The organism is Rhizobium sp. PvP014 (assembly GCF_017876855.1).
Taxonomy (GTDB): domain Bacteria; phylum Pseudomonadota; class Alphaproteobacteria; order Rhizobiales; family Rhizobiaceae; genus Neorhizobium; species Neorhizobium soli.
Genome location: NZ_JAGIOT010000002.1, coordinates 17,319 through 41,716, shown reverse-complemented (window position 1 = coordinate 41,716; position 24,398 = coordinate 17,319). Strand labels below are relative to the sequence as shown.

At 61.7% G+C, this 24,398-nt stretch carries 22 protein-coding genes; 8 read left to right on the top strand and 14 right to left on the bottom strand.

Annotated features, from left to right (window positions below):
* Nucleotides 1–202: 202 nt before the first annotated feature.
* On the top strand, nucleotides 203–1,213 hold the full coding sequence (locus J3A65_RS04785) for a transporter (protein ID WP_209900013.1): 1,011 nt from the start codon (nucleotides 203–205) through the stop codon (nucleotides 1,211–1,213).
* 72 nt (nucleotides 1,214–1,285) lie between these two features.
* On the opposite strand, the gene J3A65_RS04780 is transcribed toward J3A65_RS04785, so the two are convergent.
* Nucleotides 1,286–2,530, bottom strand: a complete 1,245-nt coding sequence (locus J3A65_RS04780) for an aromatic ring-hydroxylating dioxygenase subunit alpha (RefSeq protein ID WP_209900011.1) — start codon at nucleotides 2,528–2,530, stop codon at nucleotides 1,286–1,288.
* Nucleotides 2,531–2,935: 405 nt separating this feature from the next.
* Between J3A65_RS04780 and J3A65_RS04775 the strand changes: the two genes are divergently transcribed.
* From J3A65_RS04775 to J3A65_RS04760, 4 genes are read left to right on the top strand one after another with little or no spacing between them, the layout of a single operon-like run.
* Entirely contained in the window at nucleotides 2,936–3,556 is a 621-nt protein-coding gene (locus tag J3A65_RS04775) for a DUF6656 family protein (RefSeq protein WP_209900009.1), read from the top strand.
* A 33-nt stretch (nucleotides 3,557–3,589) separates the two neighbouring features.
* On the top strand, nucleotides 3,590–4,567 hold the full coding sequence (locus tag J3A65_RS04770) for an L-threonylcarbamoyladenylate synthase (protein ID WP_209900006.1): 978 nt from the start codon (nucleotides 3,590–3,592) through the stop codon (nucleotides 4,565–4,567).
* A gap of 22 nt (nucleotides 4,568–4,589) precedes the next feature.
* A complete protein-coding gene (locus tag J3A65_RS04765) occupies nucleotides 4,590–6,035 on the top strand; it encodes an FAD-binding oxidoreductase (RefSeq protein WP_092661430.1) in 1,446 nt (481 codons plus the stop codon).
* Nucleotides 6,032–6,424, top strand: coding sequence for a hypothetical protein (locus J3A65_RS04760; RefSeq protein ID WP_062453665.1), 393 nt, complete (start codon nucleotides 6,032–6,034; stop codon nucleotides 6,422–6,424). Before J3A65_RS04765 ends, J3A65_RS04760 begins: the two co-directional genes overlap by 4 nt.
* Before the next feature lie 4 nt (nucleotides 6,425–6,428).
* Here J3A65_RS04760 and J3A65_RS04755 read toward each other — a convergent pair whose 3' ends face one another.
* The 4 genes from J3A65_RS04755 to J3A65_RS04740 form a co-directional block, all read right to left on the bottom strand.
* On the bottom strand, nucleotides 6,429–8,264 hold the full coding sequence (locus tag J3A65_RS04755; protein WP_209900004.1) for a methyl-accepting chemotaxis protein: 1,836 nt from the start codon (nucleotides 8,262–8,264) through the stop codon (nucleotides 6,429–6,431).
* 229 nt (nucleotides 8,265–8,493) lie between these two features.
* Complete coding sequence (locus J3A65_RS04750) at nucleotides 8,494–9,003, bottom strand: plant virulence effector HPE1-like domain-containing protein (protein ID WP_062579388.1); 510 nt, start codon at nucleotides 9,001–9,003, stop codon at nucleotides 8,494–8,496.
* Nucleotides 9,004–9,108: 105 nt separating this feature from the next.
* Nucleotides 9,109–10,380 carry a phosphoribosylamine--glycine ligase gene (gene purD / locus J3A65_RS04745; protein ID WP_209900002.1) on the bottom strand — a complete coding sequence of 424 codons (1,272 nt, stop codon included), beginning with the start codon at nucleotides 10,378–10,380 and terminating at the stop codon, nucleotides 9,109–9,111.
* 81 nt (nucleotides 10,381–10,461) lie between these two features.
* A complete protein-coding gene (locus J3A65_RS04740) occupies nucleotides 10,462–10,677 on the bottom strand; it encodes a hypothetical protein (RefSeq protein WP_062453668.1) in 216 nt (71 codons plus the stop codon).
* A gap of 223 nt (nucleotides 10,678–10,900) precedes the next feature.
* Between J3A65_RS04740 and J3A65_RS04735 the strand changes: the two genes are divergently transcribed.
* The 3 genes from J3A65_RS04735 to ubiA all read left to right on the top strand — a co-directional run bounded on the left by J3A65_RS04735 (nucleotide 10,901) and on the right by ubiA (nucleotide 15,699).
* Nucleotides 10,901–13,201 (top strand): Tex family protein, encoded by a 2,301-nt coding sequence (locus tag J3A65_RS04735; RefSeq protein ID WP_209900000.1) that lies wholly within the window; start codon nucleotides 10,901–10,903, stop codon nucleotides 13,199–13,201.
* A 152-nt stretch (nucleotides 13,202–13,353) separates the two neighbouring features.
* Nucleotides 13,354–14,610, top strand: coding sequence for a cyclopropane-fatty-acyl-phospholipid synthase family protein (locus tag J3A65_RS04730; protein ID WP_209899998.1), 1,257 nt, complete (start codon nucleotides 13,354–13,356; stop codon nucleotides 14,608–14,610).
* A 129-nt stretch (nucleotides 14,611–14,739) separates the two neighbouring features.
* The gene (gene ubiA, locus J3A65_RS04725; protein ID WP_209903322.1) at nucleotides 14,740–15,699 is read left to right on the top strand and encodes a 4-hydroxybenzoate octaprenyltransferase; all 960 of its coding nucleotides are present in this window, start codon (nucleotides 14,740–14,742) and stop codon (nucleotides 15,697–15,699) included.
* Between the two features lie 70 nt (nucleotides 15,700–15,769).
* On the opposite strand, the gene J3A65_RS04720 is transcribed toward ubiA, so the two are convergent.
* The 9 genes from J3A65_RS04720 to J3A65_RS04680 form a co-directional block, all read right to left on the bottom strand.
* The gene (locus J3A65_RS04720) at nucleotides 15,770–16,336 is read right to left on the bottom strand and encodes a DUF6101 family protein (RefSeq protein WP_062579378.1); all 567 of its coding nucleotides are present in this window, start codon (nucleotides 16,334–16,336) and stop codon (nucleotides 15,770–15,772) included.
* A gap of 176 nt (nucleotides 16,337–16,512) precedes the next feature.
* Nucleotides 16,513–17,049, bottom strand: coding sequence for a DUF523 domain-containing protein (locus tag J3A65_RS04715; protein WP_209899996.1), 537 nt, complete (start codon nucleotides 17,047–17,049; stop codon nucleotides 16,513–16,515).
* The gene (locus J3A65_RS04710; protein ID WP_092661418.1) at nucleotides 17,046–17,351 is read right to left on the bottom strand and encodes a type II toxin-antitoxin system RelE/ParE family toxin; all 306 of its coding nucleotides are present in this window, start codon (nucleotides 17,349–17,351) and stop codon (nucleotides 17,046–17,048) included. Before J3A65_RS04710 ends, J3A65_RS04715 begins: the two co-directional genes overlap by 4 nt.
* Nucleotides 17,344–17,595: a type II toxin-antitoxin system ParD family antitoxin gene (locus J3A65_RS04705; protein WP_209899994.1), complete on the bottom strand. Its 252-nt coding sequence runs from the start codon at nucleotides 17,593–17,595 to the stop codon at nucleotides 17,344–17,346. The genes J3A65_RS04710 and J3A65_RS04705 overlap by 8 nt, the downstream gene beginning before the upstream one ends.
* A gap of 60 nt (nucleotides 17,596–17,655) precedes the next feature.
* Nucleotides 17,656–20,016 carry a glycine--tRNA ligase subunit beta gene (gene glyS, locus J3A65_RS04700; protein WP_209899992.1) on the bottom strand — a complete coding sequence of 787 codons (2,361 nt, stop codon included), beginning with the start codon at nucleotides 20,014–20,016 and terminating at the stop codon, nucleotides 17,656–17,658.
* A 1-nt stretch (nucleotide 20,017) separates the two neighbouring features.
* Nucleotides 20,018–20,476, bottom strand: a complete 459-nt coding sequence (locus J3A65_RS04695) for a DUF559 domain-containing protein (protein WP_209899990.1) — start codon at nucleotides 20,474–20,476, stop codon at nucleotides 20,018–20,020.
* A 239-nt stretch (nucleotides 20,477–20,715) separates the two neighbouring features.
* Nucleotides 20,716–22,629 (bottom strand): DUF2207 domain-containing protein, encoded by a 1,914-nt coding sequence (locus J3A65_RS04690; protein ID WP_209899987.1) that lies wholly within the window; start codon nucleotides 22,627–22,629, stop codon nucleotides 20,716–20,718.
* A 13-nt stretch (nucleotides 22,630–22,642) separates the two neighbouring features.
* A complete protein-coding gene (locus tag J3A65_RS04685) occupies nucleotides 22,643–23,194 on the bottom strand; it encodes a LemA family protein (RefSeq protein WP_174195724.1) in 552 nt (183 codons plus the stop codon).
* Nucleotides 23,195–23,288: 94 nt separating this feature from the next.
* Complete coding sequence (locus J3A65_RS04680) at nucleotides 23,289–24,224, bottom strand: glycine--tRNA ligase subunit alpha (RefSeq protein ID WP_113166767.1); 936 nt, start codon at nucleotides 24,222–24,224, stop codon at nucleotides 23,289–23,291.
* Between the last annotated feature and the right edge of the window lie 174 nt (nucleotides 24,225–24,398).

Sequence of the window (24,398 nt, the reverse complement as noted above, 5' to 3'; positions counted from 1 at the left end):
GTCGCTTCTCCCAAATTGACAATTCTTCCGGACGATGCCGCAGGTGCGGCCACCGAACTCCCTCTGGCTTTTTACGTAAACGTAAACGAGGTTGTCAATCGATCCATCGCGGTTCCGCGGCAGGATACGAGAAAATCCCCGTTGCAACAGGTGTCACACATAGCGCCTAATGAGGGGCGTCATGCTTGCAGGTCTTCAGTCCATGCCTCCGATAAACTCTCCGATTATTCCCGCCACGCCAGGGCTTGTCTGGGCCTATCATTTCCGTCCCGGCGAGGCTGGCACATGCTCAAGGCTTTCGCTGGAGGCGACGCCGTCGGACCTTGCGATCGACACCGGTTTCCTGTGGCTGCATCTCAACCTGGCAGACCTGCGGGTCGGCGCCTTTCTGGAGAATTTTCAAGGCCTTCCGGCGGCCGCAGCGGTCGCGCTCACCACCCATGAAACGCATGCGTCGATCACGCTGGACGAGCAGTCCGTCTATGGCACGCTGATCGATTTCCAGCGGGAGTTCGACAGCGACACCCGCGATATCGGCTGGCTGCATTTCTTCGCCTCCGACAAGATGATCATCACCACCCGGCTGCAGCCGCTGCGTTCGGTCGACCGGGTGCGCGGCGCCATCGAGAAGAATGCCGGTCGCTACAAAAGGCCGCTCGACCTGTTCGAGACGCTGGTGGCCGAATTCCAGCGCACGATGATCTCGATGGTGATGGAATTTACCGAAGAGCTGAACCTGATCGAAGATTTCGTCTATGACAACGTGCCGCGCGACGAACGCCGGCGGCTTGCTCCCGTGCGACGTATGGTGGTGCGTCTCCACCGGCACCTGCGCACGACCCTTTCGCTGATGCGGCGTGCGGCGGCAGCCGACGATGAGGATATGCCGCCCGGGTTCGACGATATCGCCTCAAGGCTGATCGGCCGGCTCGAAGCCGTCGACCACGACGTCTATGCGCTGCAGGAGCGGGCCCGGCTGCTGCACGAGGAAATCGATTCCAAACAGGCATCGGAGACCAACCGGCACCTCTACATCCTCTCGATCATGACCGCCTTCCTGCTGCCGCCATCGCTGGTCACGGGCTTTTTCGGCATGAACACGTCGTCGCTGCCGTTTGCCGAGGGACTGCACGGTACGGCCTTCGCGCTGGATTTCATGGTGCTTTCGGCGGCAATTGCCTGGTGGCTTCTGAAGCGAACGGGAATTTTCTGAAAGAATGGCAAAACGAACTCAGCCCGCCCGGGCATGCCGGACGGGCTGTCTTATCCTGCGGGTTTCGCCGGATCAGGCGACGGCGTGGAGCTTGGCCTGGTCGCCCTGGAGGCGATTGGTCATGAAGTTCGCGTACCATTCCACGAACTGCATGACGCCGCCTTCATGCGCTTGCGAATAGGGACCCGGCTCATAGGCCGGCGAGCGGATGCCGAAAGCGTTTTCCTCGACGATCTGGCGGTCCTGGTCGTTGGTCATGTTCCAGACGTGGGTCAGTTCCTCGACCGTGTAGTCGACGCCCTCAACCGCATCCTTGTTGACGAGCCATGTGGTGGTGACGGCTGTCTCTTCCGGCCCGATCGGAATGACGCGGAAGGAGATCGCGTGGTCGACCAGCATGTGGTTCCAGGTGGTCGGATAGTGGAACATCAGCATGGTGCCGATATGGGAGATCGTCACATCTTCCGACAGCGCTTTTGCGACAGCCGGCCGCCCGTTCATCGTGTAGCTTTCGGCGTCCTCGATCAGCGGCATGCGGGCGACGCGGTACTGGCCGTCCGTCGACATGTTGAACGTGCTCGGCAGGTTTGCCGCCTCGCAGCGCTGCCAGTGCTCGGAAATGAACGGATCGTCGCCGGCGCCCTGCACGCCGGTCGCAGTCGGCGCTTCGGGATAGGTGCGGCAGAGTTCCGGGTGATTGGCGGCGCAGTGGTAGCACTCGCGATTGTTTTCCCAGACGAGCTTCCAGTTGCCCTTTTCGATGATCGTGTTCTTGGCCGCAACCTTCGTTTCGGCCAGCCGATGCGGCGCCATATAGGGCTGGATCGTCGCGCGGACGGGCGCGAAATCGGGCGCCTCGTTGGCAAGGCAGACGAAGATATAGCCGGCGACGGATTCGCAGTGGACAGGCTTCAGGCCGAACTGCTTCTTGTCGAAATCATCGCCCATATGGCGCGCCGACATCAGCGTGCCGTCGTGCTGGTAGGTCCACTGGTGATAGGGACAGACAAGACGGGTCGCAGAACCGCTATCCTTGGTGCAGACGCGGTGGCCGCGGTGGCGACAGGTGTTGTGGAAAGCGCGGACCTCGCCTTCGCGGGTGCGCAGGACGAGGACCGGATAGTCGCCGATCTGCAGCGTCACGTAATTGCCGGCCTTCGGGATTTCGCAATCATGGCCGACGAAAAGCCAGTCGCGATACCAGATCATTTCCAGATCGAGCTTGTAATAGTCCGGATCGATGTAAAAGGGCTGTTCGAGGCTGAAGCCTTCGCGGCGATTGTTGAGCTGCCGCAGAACCTGGCTGTGAATGTCCATCGTGTCTTCCTCGTCAATTCCACTAGCGAAAGACTTGGGGGGTAATGCGGACAGACCTCCTGCCCCCAATCCTACCCCGAACGTCCACCGCGATCGGTCGTCAATCACGTCCCCAGACTGGCACCGGATCGGCCGAGGGTTCTCGTCACGCCTGCCGGCTTCCCAATTTAACGCCGTCCCTAGCCGAGGCGACTCCATGAGTTTTGCCGATTTAAGCACTCGCGCTGCCTGTCGCACAGGCGACATTGCGACATCGGAAAACGCATTGACGACGATGGCTCACATGACGGCTTCGGTTTTCCGCTGACAAGTGGGGGACAGGGTGCTTCTCGCGGTGCGTTGAGACGTAAACCGGCTGTTAAACCGCTCCGGCTAGACTTCTTTTTGCGCGAAGGGGCCAGCCGCATGCAGACGACCGGAAAACTACGCTACTACGACGCGAACCGGCCGCCACCGCCGGTGTCGGCGCAGGCACCGACGAGCGCGATCGGGCATTCCGAGTTCCTGCGCACAGGCCGTATCTCCAGGGCGCAGCCGCTGTGGCTTCCCAAGGAACGCCGTTATCTCACCTATGACGAAGTGGCGGAGCGGACCGGGTTCAAGCTGGAGTCCGCCGGCGAGCGCACGCATCAGCGGATCAACGGCTTCCATCACTCGATCCAGTTCCCGAAAATGGTGTTCCACCGCACGCTGGAGCAGACCCCGCATCTCGGCTATTGCCATGTTACCGCCGCAAGCACCCTGTTATCGCCGAAGGCGAAGGTCAAATGGTCTTTCTACATCGCCAATTTCCTGGCCGAGATCGGCGATGAGGACGAGTTCTTCAAGAGGGTGAACACCCAGTATTCCCGCATGTATTTCGCGGTGGCGACCGAAAGTGATCCGGATCAGTCGATGAAGATCGACCGCAGCATCCGCAAGAATGGTCTTCTGTTTCGGACCACCGACCCGAAGGAAGCGCTGAAAAACGTTCTGATGCTGGGCGCGCCCGACCAGGCGGTGCGGGCGATCATCAAATCGCTTTAACGCGGTCTCAGTCCGCGCTATGCACAGCGGGACATGACGGCAGAGATCATCGACATCAGGACGGATAGGAACGGCGCGCTTGACCAAGCGTGCGCCGTGCTGTCGCAAGGCTTTCCGGTCGCAATTCCGACGGAGACGGTGTACGGGCTTGCCGCCGACGCCACGAACCCTTCGGCGATCACCCGCATCTATGAAACCAAGGGGCGGCCGCGCTTCAACCCGCTGATCTGCCATATGGCCGATGTCGCGATGGCGGAGCGGTATGCATCGTTCGATCCGATCTCGCGTCGGCTGGCGGAAGCCTTCTGGCCGGGGCCGCTGACGCTGATCCTGCCGCTCATTCCAGAAAGCGGTATCCATCCGCTCGCAACTGCAGGGCTCGATACGGTCGGCATCCGCCTGCCATTGGGCTTTGCCGCCGATCTCATCCGCTCCTTCGGCAAGCCGCTGGCAGCACCGAGCGCCAACACGTCCGGCAAGGTCAGCCCGACCAGTGCCGGCCATGTCGCTGGTGATCTCGGGAGCAAGCTGAAACTGATCCTCGATGGCGGCGCGTCTTCGGTCGGCGTCGAATCGACCATTATCCGCGTCGAGGGCGAGACTGTCCGGCTGCTGCGTCCCGGTGGCGTTGCCGCTGAAGAGATCGAGGCGCTGATCGGTCGCGCCGTCATTCGTCCGGAAGGACCGGCCGCGATCATCGAAGCGCCCGGCATGCTCGCCTCGCATTATGCGCCATCGGCAGCCGTGCGGTTGAATGCGACCCATGTGGCGCCGGGCGAGGCGTTGATCCGGCTGGGATCGGATCCGATCGAGGGCATCGAGCAGGCGAAGGCAGTGTTCGACCTCAGCCCCTCCGGCGATCTTGCCGAGGCAGCCGCCAATCTGTTCGATTATCTGAAGAAAGCCGATGCGGTGGGGGCGACGCGCATTGCAGTCACAGCCATTCCCGATACCGGGCTTGGAGAAGCCATCAACGACCGGCTGGTCCGAGCGGCCGCGCCGCGGGAATAAAACAAGCCCAGGAGAAAACGCCATGGACATGCCTCTCCCTTCCCCGGATCTACTTGCCCGGTTTACGGCGATCGTCGGCGCTGCGCATGCGGTCAGCGATCCGGTGGAGCTTGCGCCGCATCTCGTCGAAAACCGCGGGCTCTATAAGGGCGCGTCCCCTCTCCTTCTCAAGCCAGGCACGACGCAGGAAGTTTCGGCGATCCTGAAGCTTGCCAGCGAGACCGGGACGGCCGTCGTGCCGCAGACTGGCAATACGGGTCTTGTCGGTGGCCAGACGCCACGCAGCGGCGGATCCGACATCATCATCTCGCTGGAAAGGATGAACCGCATCCGCGAGATCGACCAGATGGCAAACGTGATCGTTGTCGATGGCGGCGTCATCCTTGCCGAGGTGCAGAAGGCGGCGGAGGAGGTCAACCGGCTGTTTCCGCTGTCGCTCGGGTCGGAAGGCTCATGCCGGATCGGCGGCAACCTTTCCACCAATGCCGGCGGCACGGCCGTGCTTGCCTATGGCAACATGCGCCAGCTCTGCCTAGGCCTGGAAGTGGTGCTTCCGACCGGCGAGATCTGGGACGGGCTGCGCAAGCTGAAAAAAGACAATACCGGCTACGACCTGCGCGACCTGTTCATCGGCGCCGAAGGCACGCTCGGGATCATCACCGGCGCGGTCTTGAAACTTTATCCGCGGCCGGTCGGACACCAGGTGGCGCTTGCCGGGCTTGCCTCGCCGGCCGATGCGCTCTTGCTGTTTCAAAAGGCATCGAACCTCTGCGGCACGGCGCTGACCGGGTTCGAGTTGATGCCACGGATCGGCATCGAGTTCACCACGCGGCATATCGAGGGCGTGCGCGACCCGCTGTCTGAGCCCTACCCATGGTATGCGCTGATCGACATCTCGACTTCCGACGCTGCCGAAACCGCTGATACGATGGTGCAGGCGCTGCTCGAACAGGGGTTCGAGGCCGGACTGGTCATGGACGCGGTAATCGCCTCGTCGGTCGCGCAGCAAAAGGCGCTGTGGCACATGCGCGAAAGCATGTCGGATGCGCAAAAGCCTGAAGGCGGATCGATCAAGCATGACGTTTCGGTGCCGATCTCGAAGATCCCGCATTTCATGGAGGAAGCCGAGCAGGCTGTTCTCGCGGCCGTTCCCGGCGCCCGCATCTGCGCCTTCGGCCATCTCGGCGACGGCAACATCCATTACAACATCTCCCAGCCGCTCAGCAACGACATGGCCGGCAACAAGGCCGCCTTCATCGACCGCTGGCGGGAGGTGAATGCGATCGTCCACGGGATCGTGCTGGATGCCGGCGGCTCGATTTCCGCCGAACACGGGATCGGCCAGCTGAAGCGCGACGAGCTTGCGCATATCCGCCCGCCGATCGAGATGGAGCTGATGCGGCGCATCAAGCACGCCTTCGATCCGGCCGGTATCATGAACCCCGGCAAGGTCGTGGCATTGCCATGAGCAAGCCGGCACCGGACCGGCCGACCATGACGATCCGCGTCGATCTGGAAAACGGCGTCCGGCTGGGGCCCGGCAAGGCGCAGCTTCTGGAACTGATTGCCGAGCACGGCTCGATCCGGGCCGGCGGCGCTGCGATCGGCATGTCCTACCGGCGTGCCTGGCTGCTGGCAGACGAGATCAACCGGATGTTTCTGGAGCCCTCGATCTCGACCCGGCATGGCGGCAAGTCGGGCGGCGGTGCGGGGCTGACCGAATTCGGCCAGCAGCTTCTTGGCCGCTACAGGGATATGGAAGCAAAAAGTCGGGCTGCAGTGCAACCCGACCTCGATTGGCTTGATAGTGTGACGGACCCGCAATTCCGGGCCGCCGGTAGCGACAAGGCCGACTGAGCGATCAGCCCGCCCGGCGCATCCGTTCACCCATGCCCTGCAGAGCGCCCGGCTGACGCCCGGTGCCGCTGACGCGGAAGCTGCGGATGAGGTTGAGCAGTTCTTCCGTATCGGCAGACAAAGCCTCGGCGGAAGCCGTGGTCTCTTCGGCCATCGCGGCATTGTGCTGGGTGGCCTGGTCGAGCATGTTGAGCGACGAGGAGATCGAGCGCAGCGTCGTATCCTGTTCGGCTGCCGAATGGGCGATGCGGCCGACGATGTCGCTTGCCGACTTCACCTGATCGGAAATCCGCTTCAGGGCCTGACCGGCCTCGCCGACGAGGCGGACGCCGTTTGCGACCTGGCCGGACGAGCGGGAGATCTGTTCCTTGATCTCCTTGGCGGCGGCGGCCGAACGCTGGGCCAGTTCGCGAACTTCCTGGGCGACGACGGCAAAGCCCTTGCCGCTTTCGCCGGCGCGGGCCGCTTCGACACCGGCATTGAGGGCCAGAAGGTTGGTCTGGAAGGCGATCTCGTCGATGACGCCGATGATCTTGGTGATTTCCGCCGAGGACTGTTCGATGCCGCTCATGGCGCCGATTGCTTCCTCGACGACGGCGTCGCTGCGATTGGCTTCGGTGCTGACAGCCGTGACGCGCTGGGCGGCATCGCGTGCACCGTCAGCGGTCTGGCGAACAGCGACGGTCAGTTCGTCAAGTGCGGCGGATGTTTCCTCGAGGTTGGCCGCCTGGCGTTCGGTCCGCTGCGACAGTTCGTTGGAAGCACGGCGGATTTCCTCTTTCGAGCCGCCGATATCGATACCCTTGTCGTTGACCTTGGACATCGCCGCTTCCAGATGGCCGAGCGCTTCGTCGAAGTTGTCGCGCAGGCCGGCGTAACGGGTACCGAGATCGCCGCAGCGAACCGTCAGATCTCCCTTGGCGAGCTGTTCGAGCGCCAAGCCGATCGTCGAGACGACGCGGGCCTGAAGCGCTGCTTCGTCGCGCTGCATGTCGAGATTGTGCTGGCGTTCGCCGTCGAGCTCCTCCTGCTGGCGCTGCTGGCTTTCCTGCATGGCATGGCGCTCGCGCACCTTTTGCTGCAGCGCCTGGGTGGCACGGGCCATCAGGCCGACTTCGTTTTTCATGTCCGTGTGCGGGATCTGCATCGTTACGTCTTCGTCGGCGACGGCGTTCAGCGCCTGACGGATCGCACCGAGCGGACCGGAGATGTTGCGGATTACGACGAAGGCCAGCAGGGAGCCAAGGACCAGGATGACGAAGCCGAAGGACAGCGCCTTGAAGACTTCGCTGCGGATCTGCGCCTGGAGATCGTCGACGTAGACGCCGGTGACGAGAACCAGCTGCCAGGGCTCGAAGGCGAGCGCGTAGGAGCTCTTCAGGAAGGTATCGCCTTCCTGACCAGGCTTGGGACCGAGAAAATCGACGGTGCCGCCACCGGCGCGGCCGATCTTGACCAGTTCGTCACGGTACATGAAGCCCTGGCTGTCCGGCTTGCCCTTGAAACTCTGGCCGAGCCGCTTGGGATCCGGATGGACACGCATGTTCACATCGTAGTCATAGGCAAAGAGGTAGCCGTCCGGGGTGAAGGTCATGGCCGACACGGCTTCGAACGCCCGCTTCTGCGCCTCTTCGCGACCCATCGCACCGGAGGCCTCGAGAGCCTGGAAACGCTTGAAGATACCGATGCCGGATTCCACCTGCGTGCGCAGCATGCCGTAACGTTCGGCGTAGATCGCCTGGGTGGACGTGCGCAGCTGCATGTATGTGGCAGCGGCAAAGCCGGCGATCAGCAAAAGCACGAGCAGCAGCAGCTGGTGGGAGATTTTGAGGTTCTTCATGGTCCGCTCACCTGTGACCGGCAGCGACCGCGCAGGTCGCACCTTGGGAAAAATGATGTTTGTGGGAGGCGGCACATTCTGCACCATGTCGTCTGCAATGATTGCAGTGCAACGACCATATGAGCGATGCATAAATAATTATTTAATCACACAATAACGCAGAAAAACGTATGGCCGCACAGTAACTGCGCGGCCTTTTATTGACTGGCTGCAATGACTTGCTGACTGTTTATTCAGCCCGTTTCAGCCTGAGGCTGAAGTCTTCGAAAGTGATCGGTTTCGCCGAGGCTTCCGCAACTTGAGGGGCTGGCGCAACAGCGCTCGTGGTGGCCTCCAGATCGATGCCATCGCGCGGCGGCGGCGCATTCTCGATCATCTCTTCGAACGAGGTGGAGGTCGGCGCTGGCACGTTCGCAATGGTTTTTCCGGCGTCCATCCAGGCCGGGACTTTTCCGACGAAGACGACGGGCGATCCGCCGAACCATGCTTCGGTGCGGACAAGACGCTTTTCGCCGTTGATTTCGATGATCTCGGTCTTCTGTGTGCCGGGCTCGAGGACCGGAACCTTGTAGTTGGACAGATCGGGCTTTGCGGCCGGAGGCTCGCAGTCGCTGCAATGCCACGATACGATGCTCGAGGATTTCTGACTGCCATTGGTTGCGGTGACGGACGACGCCTGGGCGCCGCCGGCCAGCAGTGCTGCGGCTACCGTTGCTGCCGTGATCAGAACGCGATGCATCGCCGGACTCCCGAGTTTGGTCCGACAATCTATAGCAATGCTTCGTTTCCAACCCGTCAGGAGAATTGGTAAATTTTGAACGAAACCGCGGCTGCTGAACCGTCTCTAGCGGGTTTCGCGCTCGATGGCGCGCCAGCCGATGTCGCGACGGCAGAAGCCGTTTTCCCAGTCCACCGCGTCGACCAGCCGGTAGGCGTTTGCCTGGGCTTCCGCAACCGTTCTGCCTGTCGCGGTGACGTTGAGTACGCGGCCGCCGGTTGCGACCAGCGCGCCATCCTTCATCGCCGTGCCGGCATGGAAGATCTTCTCGCCCTCGCCTGCTGATGGCAGCGAGGCGATCGGCGTTCCCTTGTCATAGGCGGCCGGATAACCTTTCGAGGCCATGACGACGGTGAGCGCCACATCGTCGCTCCATTCCGCCTTCACCTCGTCGAGCGTGCCGGTGGCGGCGGCGTAAAGGATCTCCAGCAGATCGCTTTTCAGCCGCATCATCAGAACCTGGGTTTCCGGATCGCCGAAGCGGACATTGTATTCGATCAGTTCCGGCCCCTTGGCCGTGATCATCAGGCCTGCGAAGAACACGCCGGTGAACGGATAGCCGCTTTCCGCCATGCCGCGAATGGTCGGCTCGATGATCTCCTTCATCGTCCGCTCGACCATATCTTGCGTCATCACCGGGGCCGGCGAATAGGCACCCATGCCACCGGTGTTGGGGCCGGTGTCGCCATCGCCGACGCGCTTGTGATCCTGCGCGGTTGCCAATGCCAGCGCCGTCTTGCCGTCGGAGAGGCAGAAGAAGCTTGCTTCCTCGCCATCGAGATAAGCTTCGACCACGACCTCGGCACCGGCCGCACCGAAGGCGCCCTCGAAACAGTCGTCGATCGCCGCCAGCGCTTCTTCCACGGTCATGGCGACGGTGACGCCCTTGCCGGCCGCCAGACCATCGGCCTTGACGACGATCGGCGCACCCTGCGCCTCGACATAGGCCTTGGCGGCGACGCCGTCCGTAAAGCGCTGGTAGGCGCCGGTCGGGATATTGTAGCGGGCGCAGATATCCTTGGTGAAGCCCTTGGACCCTTCGAGCTGGGCGGCGGCGGCGGACGGGCCGAAGACGGCGATGCCCGCCTGCCGGATGCGATCGGCAATGCCGGCGACCAGCGGCGCTTCCGGGCCGACGACCACGAAATCGATGGCCTCGCTGCGGCAAAATGCAAGGACCGCCTCATGGTCGTCGACATCGAGCGCGACCAGTTCGGCATTTTCGGCCATGCCGGGATTGCCGGGAGCGGCAAAGAGTTTCGTCAGTTTCGGTGATTGGGCAAGCTTCCATGCCAGCGCATGTTCGCGACCGCCCGTGCCGATAAGAAGAACCTTCATCTGCCGCCCTCGATTTATCATCTGTGCTGGCGGTTAAGGCGAGGGACGGAAAAGGTCAAGTCTCGCCGGCAAAAGCGGCATTCAAGACGGCCGGTCCGGTTGCTGACGAAAACTGTCGCTGCGCAATCTCAACGTTGCTTTGAATATCACTTTGTTACGAAAGGCCAGAAATGGGACAGGCTCGTTGCGCCGCGCCGCGTCCTGCAGTTTTTCGTCGAGATAGATGATCGCCGCCTCCAGTTCTTCGGAGCCAACGGCATCGTCGGACGCCAGTATATGGGCTATTTTGCTAGGCATTCATACCTCCTTACACGCCAAATCATGTGGCAGGAGCAACTATAGGATTCTGGCACAATGCGAGAAGGTGTCATCTCTTTTTCCACCGGTTCGCGGTTACCGACCGGTAAATGACGCCCCATTCCGAGACGACTGCTTGGGTAAGCTGTGAACCGTTCCGATGGTCGGTTGTCTTGCCGCAAAGTTTGACTATGGTCTCGCCTCCTATCCAACGAGGACTTGCATGGCCGTCGAAAACCGCCTTCTCGCCGCCGTGATCGCCGCGGAAATCAACGCCCGCCCGGACCAGGCCATTGCCGCAATCGGGCTCCTGGACGAGGGCGCAACCGTGCCCTTCATCGCGCGCTACCGAAAGGAAGTGACCGGCGGACTGGATGACACCCAGTTGCGCAACCTTGCCGAACGGCTGATCTATCTTCGCGAACTGGAAGCACGCCGCGCATCGATCGTCGATTCGATCAAAGGCCAGGACAAGCTGACCGACGAGCTTGCGGCCAAGATCGGCAAGGCGGTGACAAAGGCCGAACTCGAAGACCTCTATCTCCCTTTTAAGCCCAAGCGCCGCACCCGTGCCGAAATCGCCCGCGAACGCGGTCTTGGTCCGCTGGCCGATGCGATCTGGGCCGACCGCACGCTCGATCCGGCCAAGCTTGCCGAGACATTCGTGCAAGGTGAAGTGACCGACGTGAAGGTTGCGCTGGACGGCGCGCGCGATATCGTCGCCGAAGCATTCTCGGAAAATGCCGACCTGCTGAAGCGGCTGCGCCAGCACATGCGCGACGGTGCGGTGCTGAAAGCCCGCGTCGTCGCCGGCAAGCAGGAAGCCGGCGCCAAGTTCTCCGACTATTTCGAGCATACCGAGCGCTGGGCGACCGCGCCGGGCCACCGTGCGCTTGCCATGCTGCGCGGCTGGAACGAGGAATTCCTGACGCTGACGATCGAGGTGGATGCAGACGACACCTCCCCGATTAAGCCGGCGCAGCGGATTATCGCGCTTGCCTTCCATATCAGCGACAAGGGTGCCGCCGACCGGTGGCTGATGGAAGTTGCCGGCTGGACATGGCGGGTGAAGCTTTCCGTCTCCCTCTCGCTCGACCTGATGCGGGAAATGCGTGAACGCGCCGAGCAAGAGGCGATCCATGTGTTTGCCCGCAATCTGAAGGATCTGCTGCTGGCCGCTCCCGCCGGTTCGCGCGCGACGATGGGCCTCGATCCGGGCATCCGCACCGGCGTCAAGGTGGCGATCGTCGATGCAACCGGCAAGCTTCTCGAAACCACCACCGTCTACCCCTTCCCGCCCCGCAACGATGTGCGCGGCACCCAGGCGGAACTCGCAAGCCTGATCGCCAAGCACAGAATTGAGCTCATCTCGATCGGCAACGGCACCGGCAGCCGCGAGACGGAAAAGCTGGTGGCCGACATGCTGGCGAACCTGCCGGGAGCCAAACCGACCAAGGTGATCGTGTCGGAGGCCGGCGCTTCGATCTATTCGGCATCCCAGGCGGCAGCAGACGAGTTCCCCGGCCTCGACGTGTCGCTGCGCGGTGCCGTGTCGATTGCCCGAAGGCTGCAGGATCCGTTGGCGGAACTCGTCAAGATCGAGCCGAAATCGATCGGCGTCGGCCAGTACCAGCACGATGTCGATCAGAACAAGCTGTCGCGTTCGCTTGAGGCCGTGGTCGAAGACGCCGTGAATGCCGTCGGCGTCGATCTCAACATGGCATCGGCACCGCTTCTGTCACGCGTGTCGGGCCTCAGCAAATCGATTGCCGAGGCGATCGTCGCCCATCGCGACCAGAACGGTGCCTTTACCACGCGCCGGGAGCTCCTGAAGGTCGCAAGGCTTGGCAACCGCACGTTCGAACAGGCGGCCGGGTTCCTGCGCATCGTCAACGGCAAGGAGCCGCTCGATGCGTCTTCCGTGCATCCGGAAGCCTATGGGGTCGCAAAGAAGATCGTTGCCGCCTGCGGCCGCGACCTGCGTTCCGTGATGGGTGACAGCGCAGCGCTCAAATCCGTCGATCCGCGCCAGTTCATCGACGACACGTTCGGTCTGCCGACGATCAAGGACATTATCGCGGAACTGGAAAAGCCCGGCCGCGATCCGCGCCCGAGCTTCAAGACCGCGACCTTTGCCGACGGGATCGACGAGATCACCGACCTCAAACCCGGCATGCAGCTGGAAGGCACCGTCACCAACGTGGCGGCATTCGGCGCCTTCGTCGATATCGGCGTGCATCAGGACGGGCTGGTGCATGTCTCGCAGCTGGCCGACAAGTTCGTGAAAGACCCGCATGAGGTTGTGAAGGCCGGCGACGTGGTGAAGGTGCGCGTCGTCGAGGTGGATGTGAAGCGCAAGCGCATCGCGCTCAGCATGCGCAAGGACGGCGGCGAGGCCCCGCCTCCGGGCCCCCGCGGCGGTGATCGCGACAAGCCGGTGAACCCGAAGTTCGCAAAGACCGAGAGCGCGCCATCGCAGGGCGCGTTCGGTGCAGCGCTTGCCGAAGCCATGAAACGCCGCTGAGCCTGCGACGCCCCGCATAACCTCAGAATCACTCCATCGAGCACCGGCTCGATGGAGCTACTCCCAGTTGCGTTTTTGCCCTTGCAGTTGGGTTGAAAGACGGTAAATTTTGATGATCAGCAAGGCATCCATCGTGTTCAGGAAGTGGGTCCATGACCTTGTCCCTTCACAGACTGCTTTCCAAGATCATCAGAAATGGCACTCTCATCGTCCGCGGATCGGGCGGGGAAACCTATTACGGCAGCGGCGGCGGACGGACCGTTGCAATCCGCTTTACCGATGAAGCGGCCGAAAAGGCGCTGGTTTCCGACCCGCAACTGCAGCTCGGCGAACTTTATATGGACGGCCGGATCATCGTCGAACAGGGCGACATCTACGAGTTCCTGGCGCTCATCAAGGACAACACGCTGAAGGAAGGCCTGACCTTCCAGATCCTCATGCGAAGCCTTGGCAGAATCATCGCATCGCAGTTTCGCCATCGTGTCCCGATCAACCACAACCGTCGCAACGTCGCCCACCATTACGATCTCGACGAACGGTTGTTCGCAATTTTTCTGGACGAGGACTGGCAATATTCCTGCGCCTATTTCAACCCGCCCGGTATTTCGCTGGATGAGGCCCAGATCGCCAAGAAGCGTCATATCGTGGCAAAGCTTCTGGCAGAACCCGGGCATAAAGCCCTCGAGATCGGCTCCGGATGGGGCGGCATGGCGATGTATCTGGCGGAATCGTCCGGCGTCGACGTAACCGGCATCACGCTTTCCACCGAACAGCTGAAGATTTCCAAAGAGCGTGCGGCACGACGCGGGCTTGCTGGCAATGTACGCTTCGAGCTGCAGGACTATTATCACCTTCCCGCCGACCAGCGCTTCGACCGGATCGTTTCGGTGGGCATGTTCGAGCATGTGGGACGGCTGAACTACCGGAAGTTCTTCACCAAGGTCGCCGACGTGCTGTCCGACGACGGCGTGATGGTGCTGCACTCGATCGGCCAGCCGTATCCGGCGGTCTATAACAATCCCTGGATGGACAAATACATCTTTCCGGGCGGCTACATTCCCTCGCTTTCCGAAGTTCTGCCGGCAATCGAAAGAGCGGGACTTCTGGTTTCCGACATCGAGATCCTGCCGATGCACTACGCGCATACGCTGCGGCACTGGCGCGAGCGCTTCATGACGAACCGGGACAAGGCAATCGCGCTCTATGACGAACGCTTCGCGAGAATGTGGGAGTTTTATCTGGCCGCGTCGGAAATGGCCTTCACGCATGAGGCCTTTCACATTTTCCAGATCCAGATCGTCAAGAAGCGGACAGCCGTACCGGACAATCGCGACTATATCTATGAGCGGGAGGCCGAGCTCTACGCATTCGAACAGGGCCGCATGCCGCTCGAGCAGATTGCAGGTTGAGGCTGGACGCGCTGAGCGGGGTCGATGCGAAAGATCATCGGCTGGCGGCGACGGCTCGCGGCGGGTCGCACCACCCTGTCCGGATCGTCCCGCTTGACGATTTCCACCACTGGGGGCATGACATCGGCCATGACCGAGAAACCAAATTCCGATGCTTTCGGCGGCCGCGTCTCAGACGCTCCATCCGACAATTTCGTCTATCAGGTGCTGCCGCGTGCCGCCTGGCCGTATGCGCAGCTGGCGCGCTGGGACCGGCCGATCGGCTGGCAGTTGCTGATGTGGCCGTGTTTCTGGTCGGCAGCGCTTGCCGCCAATGCGACGATGGACGAGGGCATGTTCCAGCCCTGGCAGCTGATCTCGCATCTGGTGCTGTTCTTCATCGGTGCCGTTGCGATGCGCGGCGCCGGCTGCACCTATAACGACCTGATCGACCACGAAATTGACAGTGAGGTGGCGCGCACCCGCTCGCGGCCACTTCCCTCCGGCCGGGTGTCCCGCTTCGAGGCGAAGGTGTTTTTGGCGGTTCAGGCGCTGGTCGGGCTTATCGTGCTGTTGCAGTTCAATACGTTTTCCATCCTGCTCGGCATCGCGTCGCTTCTGGTCGTCGCGATCTATCCGTTTGCCAAGCGGTTTACCGACTGGCCGCAGTTCTTTCTGGGACTGGCGTTTTCCTGGGGTGCGCTGATGGGCTGGGCCGGCGTGTTCGGGAGCCTTTCCTGGGCGCCGATATGGCTTTATGCGGCAGCCGTTGCCTGGACGATCGGTTACGACACAATCTATGCCCATCAGGACAAGGAGGACGACGCTCTGGTTGGCGTGCGCTCAACGGCAAGACTGTTCGGGGACAATACCAAGGCCTGGCTGATCGGGCTTTACGGTCTGACGCTTGTGTTTTTGCTGTTTGCCTATATCGCCGGCGACGCGGGCCTCTTTGCCTATTTCGGACTGATCGCCGCGACCGTCATGCTCGCCTGGCAGATCCTGATCATCGATATCGACAATCCCGACCAGTGTCTCAAACTGTTCAAGTTCAATACACAAGTCGGCGCCGTCCTGTTCGGCGGACTGATTTTGGGCCTCATATTGTAAACATGGAAAAGCCCGGCTGTTTGGCCGGGCTTCGCATTTTCGCGGGCGGTGGTTCTTAAGAGTACGTCTCTTAACGCCGCGCGATGATTTCCTTGCCTTCGATCTTCATGATAACACCGAGGCTGCCGGTTGCGCGGCGCACCAGGAAACGCGGGCGGCGCTCTGCGAAATAGGAATGGCGGCGGCGCGGCTTGGTCGTGGCGGTGCGAAGATCGCCGAGGTGGTTTTCCAGCGGACGGGCAATGCCATCGGCTTCGACCATCAGCATCGGAATGCGGAACGCATCCGACCAGCTGCGCCAGTCTGCAGCGATATCGCAGAGATCGTGGGCGACGAGAAGCGGGATGCAGAGATCCGGATCATCGTGATGCAGTTCAAGCGTGACAGTGACGTCGCCATCGCCATGATCGATGGCGCGGGCGGCCACACCCTTGAAGGCGCGGGCCGGGAGAGCGAAGGAAAGCGGCAGACCGCTTTCCGGCAGGATCTTGCGCAGAACAGCTCCGCGCTCGTCGATGGTGATTGTTACATCTCCTGACGTCTCGTTCATCGCATAGGTGACCTGCTGCGGAAAACGTGACGGATCGATCCTCAATGTCGACCCTGCCCAGACGGGCTTCAGAACGGTATTCGTCATCGGTTGTGCTACCCTTGTTTTACCTGAGAGCCGTTTCCGGTGTTTCCGGCTGCGTATCTCTGCGGGACTTATGTCCTCTGATAGGCTCACAATAAGCGGGCGCTGTTCGAGACTGCTTAAAAATCGCGGTTAAGGAAAACCTGCCGTTTTGAATGGTTAGCGAAACCGCATATGCTTTAAGTTTCCGAAGGATGAACGGGATGTCTCGCGTCCCCGATCGGGACGGATCCGACCCTCGCCGCGAGACGGTCGATCTCGATATGGGAAAACACCTCGATCCCTGCGGAGGCGAGCAGCGCTGCGGTGACGCCGTTGCCGGCGTGCTTTCTTCCGGAAAACGACCCGTCATAGATCAAGCCCGAACCGCAGGACGGGCTGCCGTCGATCAGCAGCGCATGGGTGCAACCGTTTTGGCTCGCAAAATCCAGCGCCCGGCGGGCACCGGCCACAAACTCCGCCGTCACGTCGCCGCCGGTGATTTCCAGCACGCGGGCGCGGCCGGCAAGCACGTCCTCGCCCGTCATGCCATTCTCGATCTCGGCTGGCGGACGCGGCACGCTCATGCCGCCCGCGAGCTCCGGACAGATCGTCACCAGACGCCCCTCCTCCCGCCACCGCTCGATCGCCGGATGAACGAGCGGCTTGCCCGTGCCATCATAACGGACGGCATGGCCGAGAAGGCAGGCGCTGATGAGGATCTTTTGTCGTGTCATGCGGATGGATCGAGATGCCGGAGGGCGTCGCTCTTTTCGTGCAGGATGCGGATGATTTCGACCGATCCGTCCGGAACGACTGCGTAGAATACGAGGTGATGTCCGGCTCGGCGCCGGCGATAGGAATGGCGGATCCCAGACAGGTTCTGCCCCGACAGCGGATGCTCCGCTATCAGCTCGATCACGTCCATGATGTCATCGATATATCGTTCTGCCTGCTTGGCCGACCAGATGCTTCGGGTATATTTGCCGATATCGTGCAGGTCGACCTTAGCCGTTCTACGTATCCGGACATCAACCACGTTCTTGCCAGGACTTTTTTATCGATGCCATGAGCGCATCGCGATCGAAAACCTCAGCCGGACCGCTGTTTTCGCCCTCGATCAGAAGCGCGCGCAGCTTTCCATATTTGGCGTGGTCTTCCTCGAGCAGGCGCAAGCCGGCTTCGACGACGGCCTGGGGCGAGGCGAAACGGCCGCTTTCCACTTCGTTTTCGACGAAGTCTGCGAAGGGTTCGCCGAGGGTGATCTGCACGGGCTTGTTCATGGGCTTTGTCCTATCGGCTCCACGCTATGAAGATAGCACGGAGCCGATGGAGAACAAAGGTTAGGACACGATGCGCGAGAAGTCCGCCACGGTGGCTGTCGCCTCCCGGATCGCCTTCAGGAGGGCGAGGCGGTTGGCGCGGATTGCGGCATCTTCGTCATTGACGAGAACATCCCCGAAGAACGTATCGACCGGGACGCGGAGCTTCGACAGGGCTTCCATGGCCGAGCGGAAATCTTCCTTGGCAACTGCGTCCGAGGCTTCCTTCGAGGCTTGCGAAATCGCCGCCCAGAGCGCCTTTTCGGCATCGAGCGTCAGGAGAGCTTCCGAAACGCCATCGGCAACGACGGTGCCCTTCTTCTCCTCGGCGGCCAACAGCTGGGTGGCGCGCTTGGTGCCGGCGAGCAGGTTCTTTCCGTCCTCGGAGGTGATGAAGGCCGTCAGCGCTTCGGCACGACGAGCGACCAGCAGCAGATCGTCAGCATCCGGCGTCAGTACCGCATCGATGATGTCATGACGGGCGCCGAGGTCGCGCAGATAGACTTTGAGGCGGTCGTGGAAGAAGGAGAGGAGGTCGGCTGCGTTTTCTTCGCCAAGCCGAGGATAGAATGCTGCGATTGCATAATCATCTTCGGGATCGAGGGCCTTCACCGATCCTTGTACGCGCACTGTGAGTTCATCGACGAAATCATCTTGGACGCCGGTTTCCTTCAAACTCTCGATCTTACTCAGTGCAGAAAGTTTATCTGAGTAATACAAGCTCGTCAGCAAGCGGTGGAATGAACGTGTAAGATAACTCTGCAGCCCCAACCGCACCTTCCGCTCCAGCAAAATCCGCACGACACCCAGCGCTGCACGGCGCAGGGCATAGGGGTCCTTGGAGCCGGTCGGCTTTTCGTCGATGGCCCAGAAGCCGACGAGCGTGTCGAGCTTGTCGGCGAGTGCGAGCGTCAGGCCGACCTTGTCTTCCGGCAGGCGGTCGGAGGGGCCGTTCGGCTTCCAGTGGTCTTCGATGGCGGCGGCAACCGATGCGTCTTCGCCCTGCAGCAGCGCATAGCGGCGGCCCATCAGGCCCTGCAGTTCCGGGAATTCGCCGACGGCTTCGGTGCGCAGGTCCGCCTTGGCGAGCACGGCGGCACGATCGACCAGAACCGGATCGGCGCCGGTGATCGGTGCCAGTTCCTTTGCCAGTGCGCGGATGCGGGTGACGCGTTCACCCTGGCTGCCGAGCTTGGCGTGGAAGGTGACGTTGAGCGCATCGAGCTTTGCCATGCGCTGGTCGAGCGGCTTCTTGAGATCGAGGCCGAATTTTTGGGCCGAGGCTTCGAGTGTCGCGAGATCCGGCAGGTCGCCCTGGTCGCGGGTCCAGAAATGGCGGGCGTCGGAGAGGCGCGCGCGCACGACCTTGCCGTTGCCGTGAACGATTTCCTTGCCGCCATCCTTGGCCTCGATATTCGAGATGAGGATGAAGTGGTTGGACAGGCTGCCATCGTCAGCACCCTGACGACGGGTGACGAAGCATTTCTGGTTTGTCTTGATGGTGAGACGGATGATCTCGGCCGGGATTTCCAGATAGTCTTGCTCGAACGTGCCGAGCAGAACATGCGGCCATTCGACGAGGCCGGAGACTTCCTCCAGCAGGCCTTCGTCCTCGACGAGGTCGAGACCGTTGGCGAAGGCGATGTCGCGGGCATCGTGCAGGATCATGTCCTTGCGGCGATCCGCATCGAGCATGACCTTCGCCTTTTCGAGGTTCGACACATAGTCGTCGAAGCGGCGCACGGTTATGGCCTCAGGCGCATGGAAGCGGTGGCCATAGGTGACATTGCCTGCGGTGATGCCGTCGATCTGGAACGGAATGACCTTGGTTTCTTCATGCTCGGTGCCGAACATGCAGACGATCGATTGCAGCGGGCGCACCCAGCGCAGGCTTTCAGACCCCTTGCCCTCGATGCCGTCAAAGCTTGCGCCCTTCGGCATGGAGGCGGCACCCCAGCGCATGGATTTCGGCCAGGGGAAGGAGCGGATGATGCCGGGCATGACCGCTTCGATGATCTCTTCCGCCGCACGGCCGGGCTTGGAGACGACGGCCACGTAGAAATCGCCCTTTTTCGGATCGCTGGCGACCTGGGCATGCGCAATATCGGCAAGGCCTGCCTTGCGCAGGAAGCCGGAGATCGCCTGTTCCGGTGCCTTGGTGGATGGGCCCTTGATCTCCTCGCGCTGATCGGCCGAGCGCGCATTGAGGCCACGGATATCCAGCGTGAGGCGCCGCGGCGTCCAGTATTCGCGAACGCCCTCATAGGTCAGGCCCGCATCCACCAGCGCATCGGTAACGAGTTTCCTCAGATCGCCGGCAGCCTTGCGCTGGATGCGGGCCGGAATTTCCTCGGAGCGGAGTTCTAGGAGCAGATCGGGCATATCATTCTTCCTCACCCTCCCCTTGAGGGGGAGGGTCGGACCGCAGGTCCGGGGTGGGGTGACAATCGTGTGCTTCTGCTAGCAAAGTTAAGCGCTGCTGCACAATGGCAAATATGGTGTCGAGAACGGCTTCGAGCTCGTCAAGCACTTCAGCATTCCAGAATCGGACGACGTGATAACTCGACGCCTTAAGGTAAGCGGTGCGTTCGGCGTCATATCGGCGCGCAGTCTCCTCAGCATGCTGGATACCATCCAGTTCGATGATCAGGCCGATCTGGTGGCAGGCGAAATCGGCAAAATACCGGCCGATCGGGACTTGCCGGCGAAAGTGCGTGCCTTCAATCGGGATCTTCCAGAGATGGCGCCAAAGCCTGGCGTCGGCATCCGTCGCGTTGTTTCGCAAGCGACGAGCGTTGGCGACTTTGAAGCGCTGAAGTTTTGACGGTTTTTCCTCTGCCATGCGCCACCTCACGAGAGTGTTTGAAGCGTGCAATTACCCCCACCCGCCGCTTCGCGGCGACCTTCCCCCTCAAGGGGGAGGTGAAGAAAGTCATGAGCCGCGTCCCCCTGGAGGGGGATGTGGTTGTGGCAGGGTCGAGGTTTCTGCCATGCGTCACCCCACGAGAGTGCTCGAGGCAGGCGTCACCCCCACCCGCCGCTTTGCGGCGACCTCCCCCCTCAAGGGGGAGGTGAAGGACACTACCAGCCGCCTCCCCCGCCTCCACCGCCGCCACCACCCGAGAAACCGCCGCCGGAGAAGCCTGAGGATGAGGAGGATGTGGGTTGTGGCAGGGTCGAGGATATGGTCGAGGCCATGGAGGAGGAGAAGCCGCCGATGCGGTCTCCGAAACTGTTGAAGCCGCCGCCGTGATACCAGGCGGCGGTGTAGGCGGCGCCGAGACCGGCTGCCGCAAGCCAGGTGTCGAATGCCTGGCTCCACGGCTTCTCGACGCCGAGCGCTACTGCATAGGGCAGAAGCTTTTCGAAATGCTGCGGCGACATTTCCGGTGCGCCGGCCATGTTCATGCGGTCCTTCTCGGCCACGGTGAGATAGAGGCGCAGGCCTTCGATCCCGTCCATCAGCTTGGCGCCGATCGGCGTCGGCGCCCCCATCAGGAAGAAGAACATGACGTTGGCGAGCACGATGCCGCCGACCGAGACGAGAAGCGGCCAGTGATCGGTACCGGTGAGTTCGGAAACGAGCGCCACCAGAACGGAGGTGACGATCGAGAGCGCGACGAGGCCGATAAAGCCGAGCACGACCACGGTCATGATGCGGCCAAACAGCGACGAGCCACGCCGCAGCTTCTTGCCGAAGCCGACCGCGATGAAGCCGAAGAAGACAGCGACGAAGACCGGCACGATCAGCACGGCAATCATGTCCGGTTCCAGATTGCCGAACACAAGCAGGGCTATGAGGAAGATGACGCTGAGGCCGATGCCGCCGAGCACATAGCCCCAGTTGGCGTTGTAATATTTGCCGCGATGCTCGCGTTCGATCGCCTGCCGGAAATTCTTGCCGACGGTCTGCACAGTGGTGCCGTTGTTCTTGTCGATGACGAAGCTTTCACCCTTGCCGCCGACTGCCGAGAGAATGACGGACTGCCCGGCGGGCAGATCGCGGCCGCTGCTCTTATCGGTGCGCCTGATGACGATCTGCCTCGAGAGATCATCGAGCACGACATAGCCCTTGACGGCAAGATCGATGGCGCTCGCGGCAAAGGCGGTCCAGCCGCCGCCGGAAAAGCCCTTGTTGTCGATATAGTTGACCAGCGCCGGGGACAGGCCATCGGGCGCATCCCAGCGCGGAACGACGATGCCGCGGGCCGGATCGCGGCCGACGCGTTTCCAGACGGCGAAGTAATAGGCCAGCACGATGACGAGACCGGCGCCGGCGATCAGCGTGCCCATATGGTCGCGTAGCCACCAGCTGCGTTCCTGATCCTTGGAGGGTACGGCCACGACGCCTTTCGGAAAGCCGGCAACAATCGTCAGCCCTTCCTGCGGGCCGAGCGGTCGCGTCGTCGAGAAGACAGCATTGTCACCGTTTGCCTGCATGCGGGCATTGCGGGCGGTCGAGCCGAGCGGGCCGGTAAAGGCCGCCGTCTGCTGCACCTGCCCGCCATCCGGCAGCGTGACCCTGGCCGAGGCCTGGGCGATGCGGAAATCCCAGCCGTTGCCGGTGACGTTCCAGTAGAGTTCGTCGTGATCGGCAAAGTAGCGGATCTGCCGGTCTGTTTTGTAGGTGAGCACGAATGTATGCTCGCCGTCGCGCAGAAAAACGTCCTGGTCTCCGGAATAGATGCGGATACCGCCGGCGATCGTCTCGGTGCGGTAGGGCTCATCGCGGCCATCGCGGGTGACGGAGACGATATCGAAGCCGACGCGAACCGTGCGTCCCTCGGCATCGACCATGGTCAGCGGAAAATCGCGGAAGATGCCGCGGCGAATGCGGTTGCCTTCCGACTTGGCGACGATCGTCTCGGTCACCTTAAGCTCGCCATCCGGCGCGACTGCGATTTCGGAATGGTAGCTGCGGATATACTCCTCGGCAGCGGCCGGAAGCCATGCCGCGCAGAAAAGCACAACAGCAAGAACAAGGCGCCGAACCATCAGCCGGCTCCGATCAGAATTTCACGGTGGGAACGGCGCGATCGGCTTCGTTGGTGATCTCGAAGTATTCGCGTTTGGAGAAGCCGAACTGGCCGGCAACAAGGTTGTTAGGAAAGGTTTCCACCTTGACGTTCAGTTCGCGCGCAGCACCGTTGTAATAGCGGCGCGACATCTGGATCTCGCTTTCGATGGTTTCGAGCGATGCCTGCAGTTCGGAGAAATTCTGGTTGGCCTTGAGATCCGGATAGGCTTCGGCCAGCGCAAACAGTTTTCCGAGCGCCTGGGAAAGCATGCCTTCGGCCTGGGCACGGCCCGCGACGTCGCCGGCCGGCACCGCCTGTGCCTGGTTGCGCAGCCGCACGACCTCTTCGAACGTGCCCTTTTCATGGGCGGCGTAGCCCTTGACGGTCTCGATCAGGTTAGGGATCAGGTCGGCGCGGCGCTTCAGCTGCACGTCGATGCCGGACCAGGCTTCCTCGGCCATCTGCCGCGCCTTGACGAGGCCGTTATAGATTATGACGAGATAGACAGCCACGAGGGCAAGAATGCCGAGCGCGATATACATGACGAGAACTCCCCCGGATAATAATAGCCGGGCGGAGACTAAGTCGGGTTCAATGAATTGTCACTGGAAATCGGTGGGTTAGCCCGGAAACGCTCTAGGCAGCTTCCCGGCCGAGTTTGGCACCACCGGCATCCGTCAGCAGGAAGGCTTCGCCGCAGGCCTTGGCCAGTGTGCGCACCCGCAGGATATAGCTCTGGCGTTCGGTGACCGAAATCACGCCGCGGGCATCCAGCAGGTTGAACACGTGGGATGCCTTGATGCACTGGTCATAGGCCGGGAAGACGCATTTGTGCAGCATCTGGTTCGCCTGATCGCCCGGCGCGCCGAAGGCGAGAAGTGCCAGGCATTCCTTTTCGGCATCGATGAAGTGCCGATGCAGCATTTCGGTGTTGGCAAATTCGAAGTTGTGGCGGGAATATTCCTGCTCTGCCTGCAGGAAGACATCGCCATAGGAGATCTTCTCTTCGCCTTCGCGGCCGTTGAAATTCAGATCATAGACGTTGTCGACGCCCTGGACATACATGGCCAGCCGCTCGAGACCATAGGTCAGTTCGCCGGCGACCGGCGAGCATTCGATGCCGCAGACCTGCTGGAAGTATGTGAACTGCGAGACTTCCATGCCGTCGCACCAGCATTCCCAGCCGAGACCCCAGGCACCGAGCGTCGGGCTTTCCCAGTCGTCCTCGACGAAGCGCACGTCATGCAGAAGCGGATCGAGACCGATCGCGGCAAGCGACCCCAGATAGAGTTCCTGCAGATTGGACGGGTTCGGCTTCAGGATGACCTGATACTGGTAATAGTGCTGCAACCGGTTGGGATTTTCGCCGTAGCGACCATCGGACGGGCGGCGCGACGGCTGCACATAGGCGGCCTTCCACGGCTTCGGCCCGAGCGCGCGCAACGTGGTGGCCGGATGGAACGTGCCGGCACCGACTTCCATGTCGTATGGCTGCAGGACCGCACAGCCCTTGTCAGCCCAATAGGCATGCAAGGTCAGGATCAGCGCCTGGAACGAGCGCTTCGGGTTCATGTGATCTGGCAGGGTCGTGGCGGTCATGGGACTGGTCGCTATTTGCTTATTTCCGGTGGCGTCAGGTGCCACGGGCGGGACTGGGGGTCAAGAGTTTTGCGGCATTCGCCCGGCTGCGGCCGCAGTTGCGAACCGCGACATCGCCGGGCTAAACGTCACTTGATCAATCGCAAT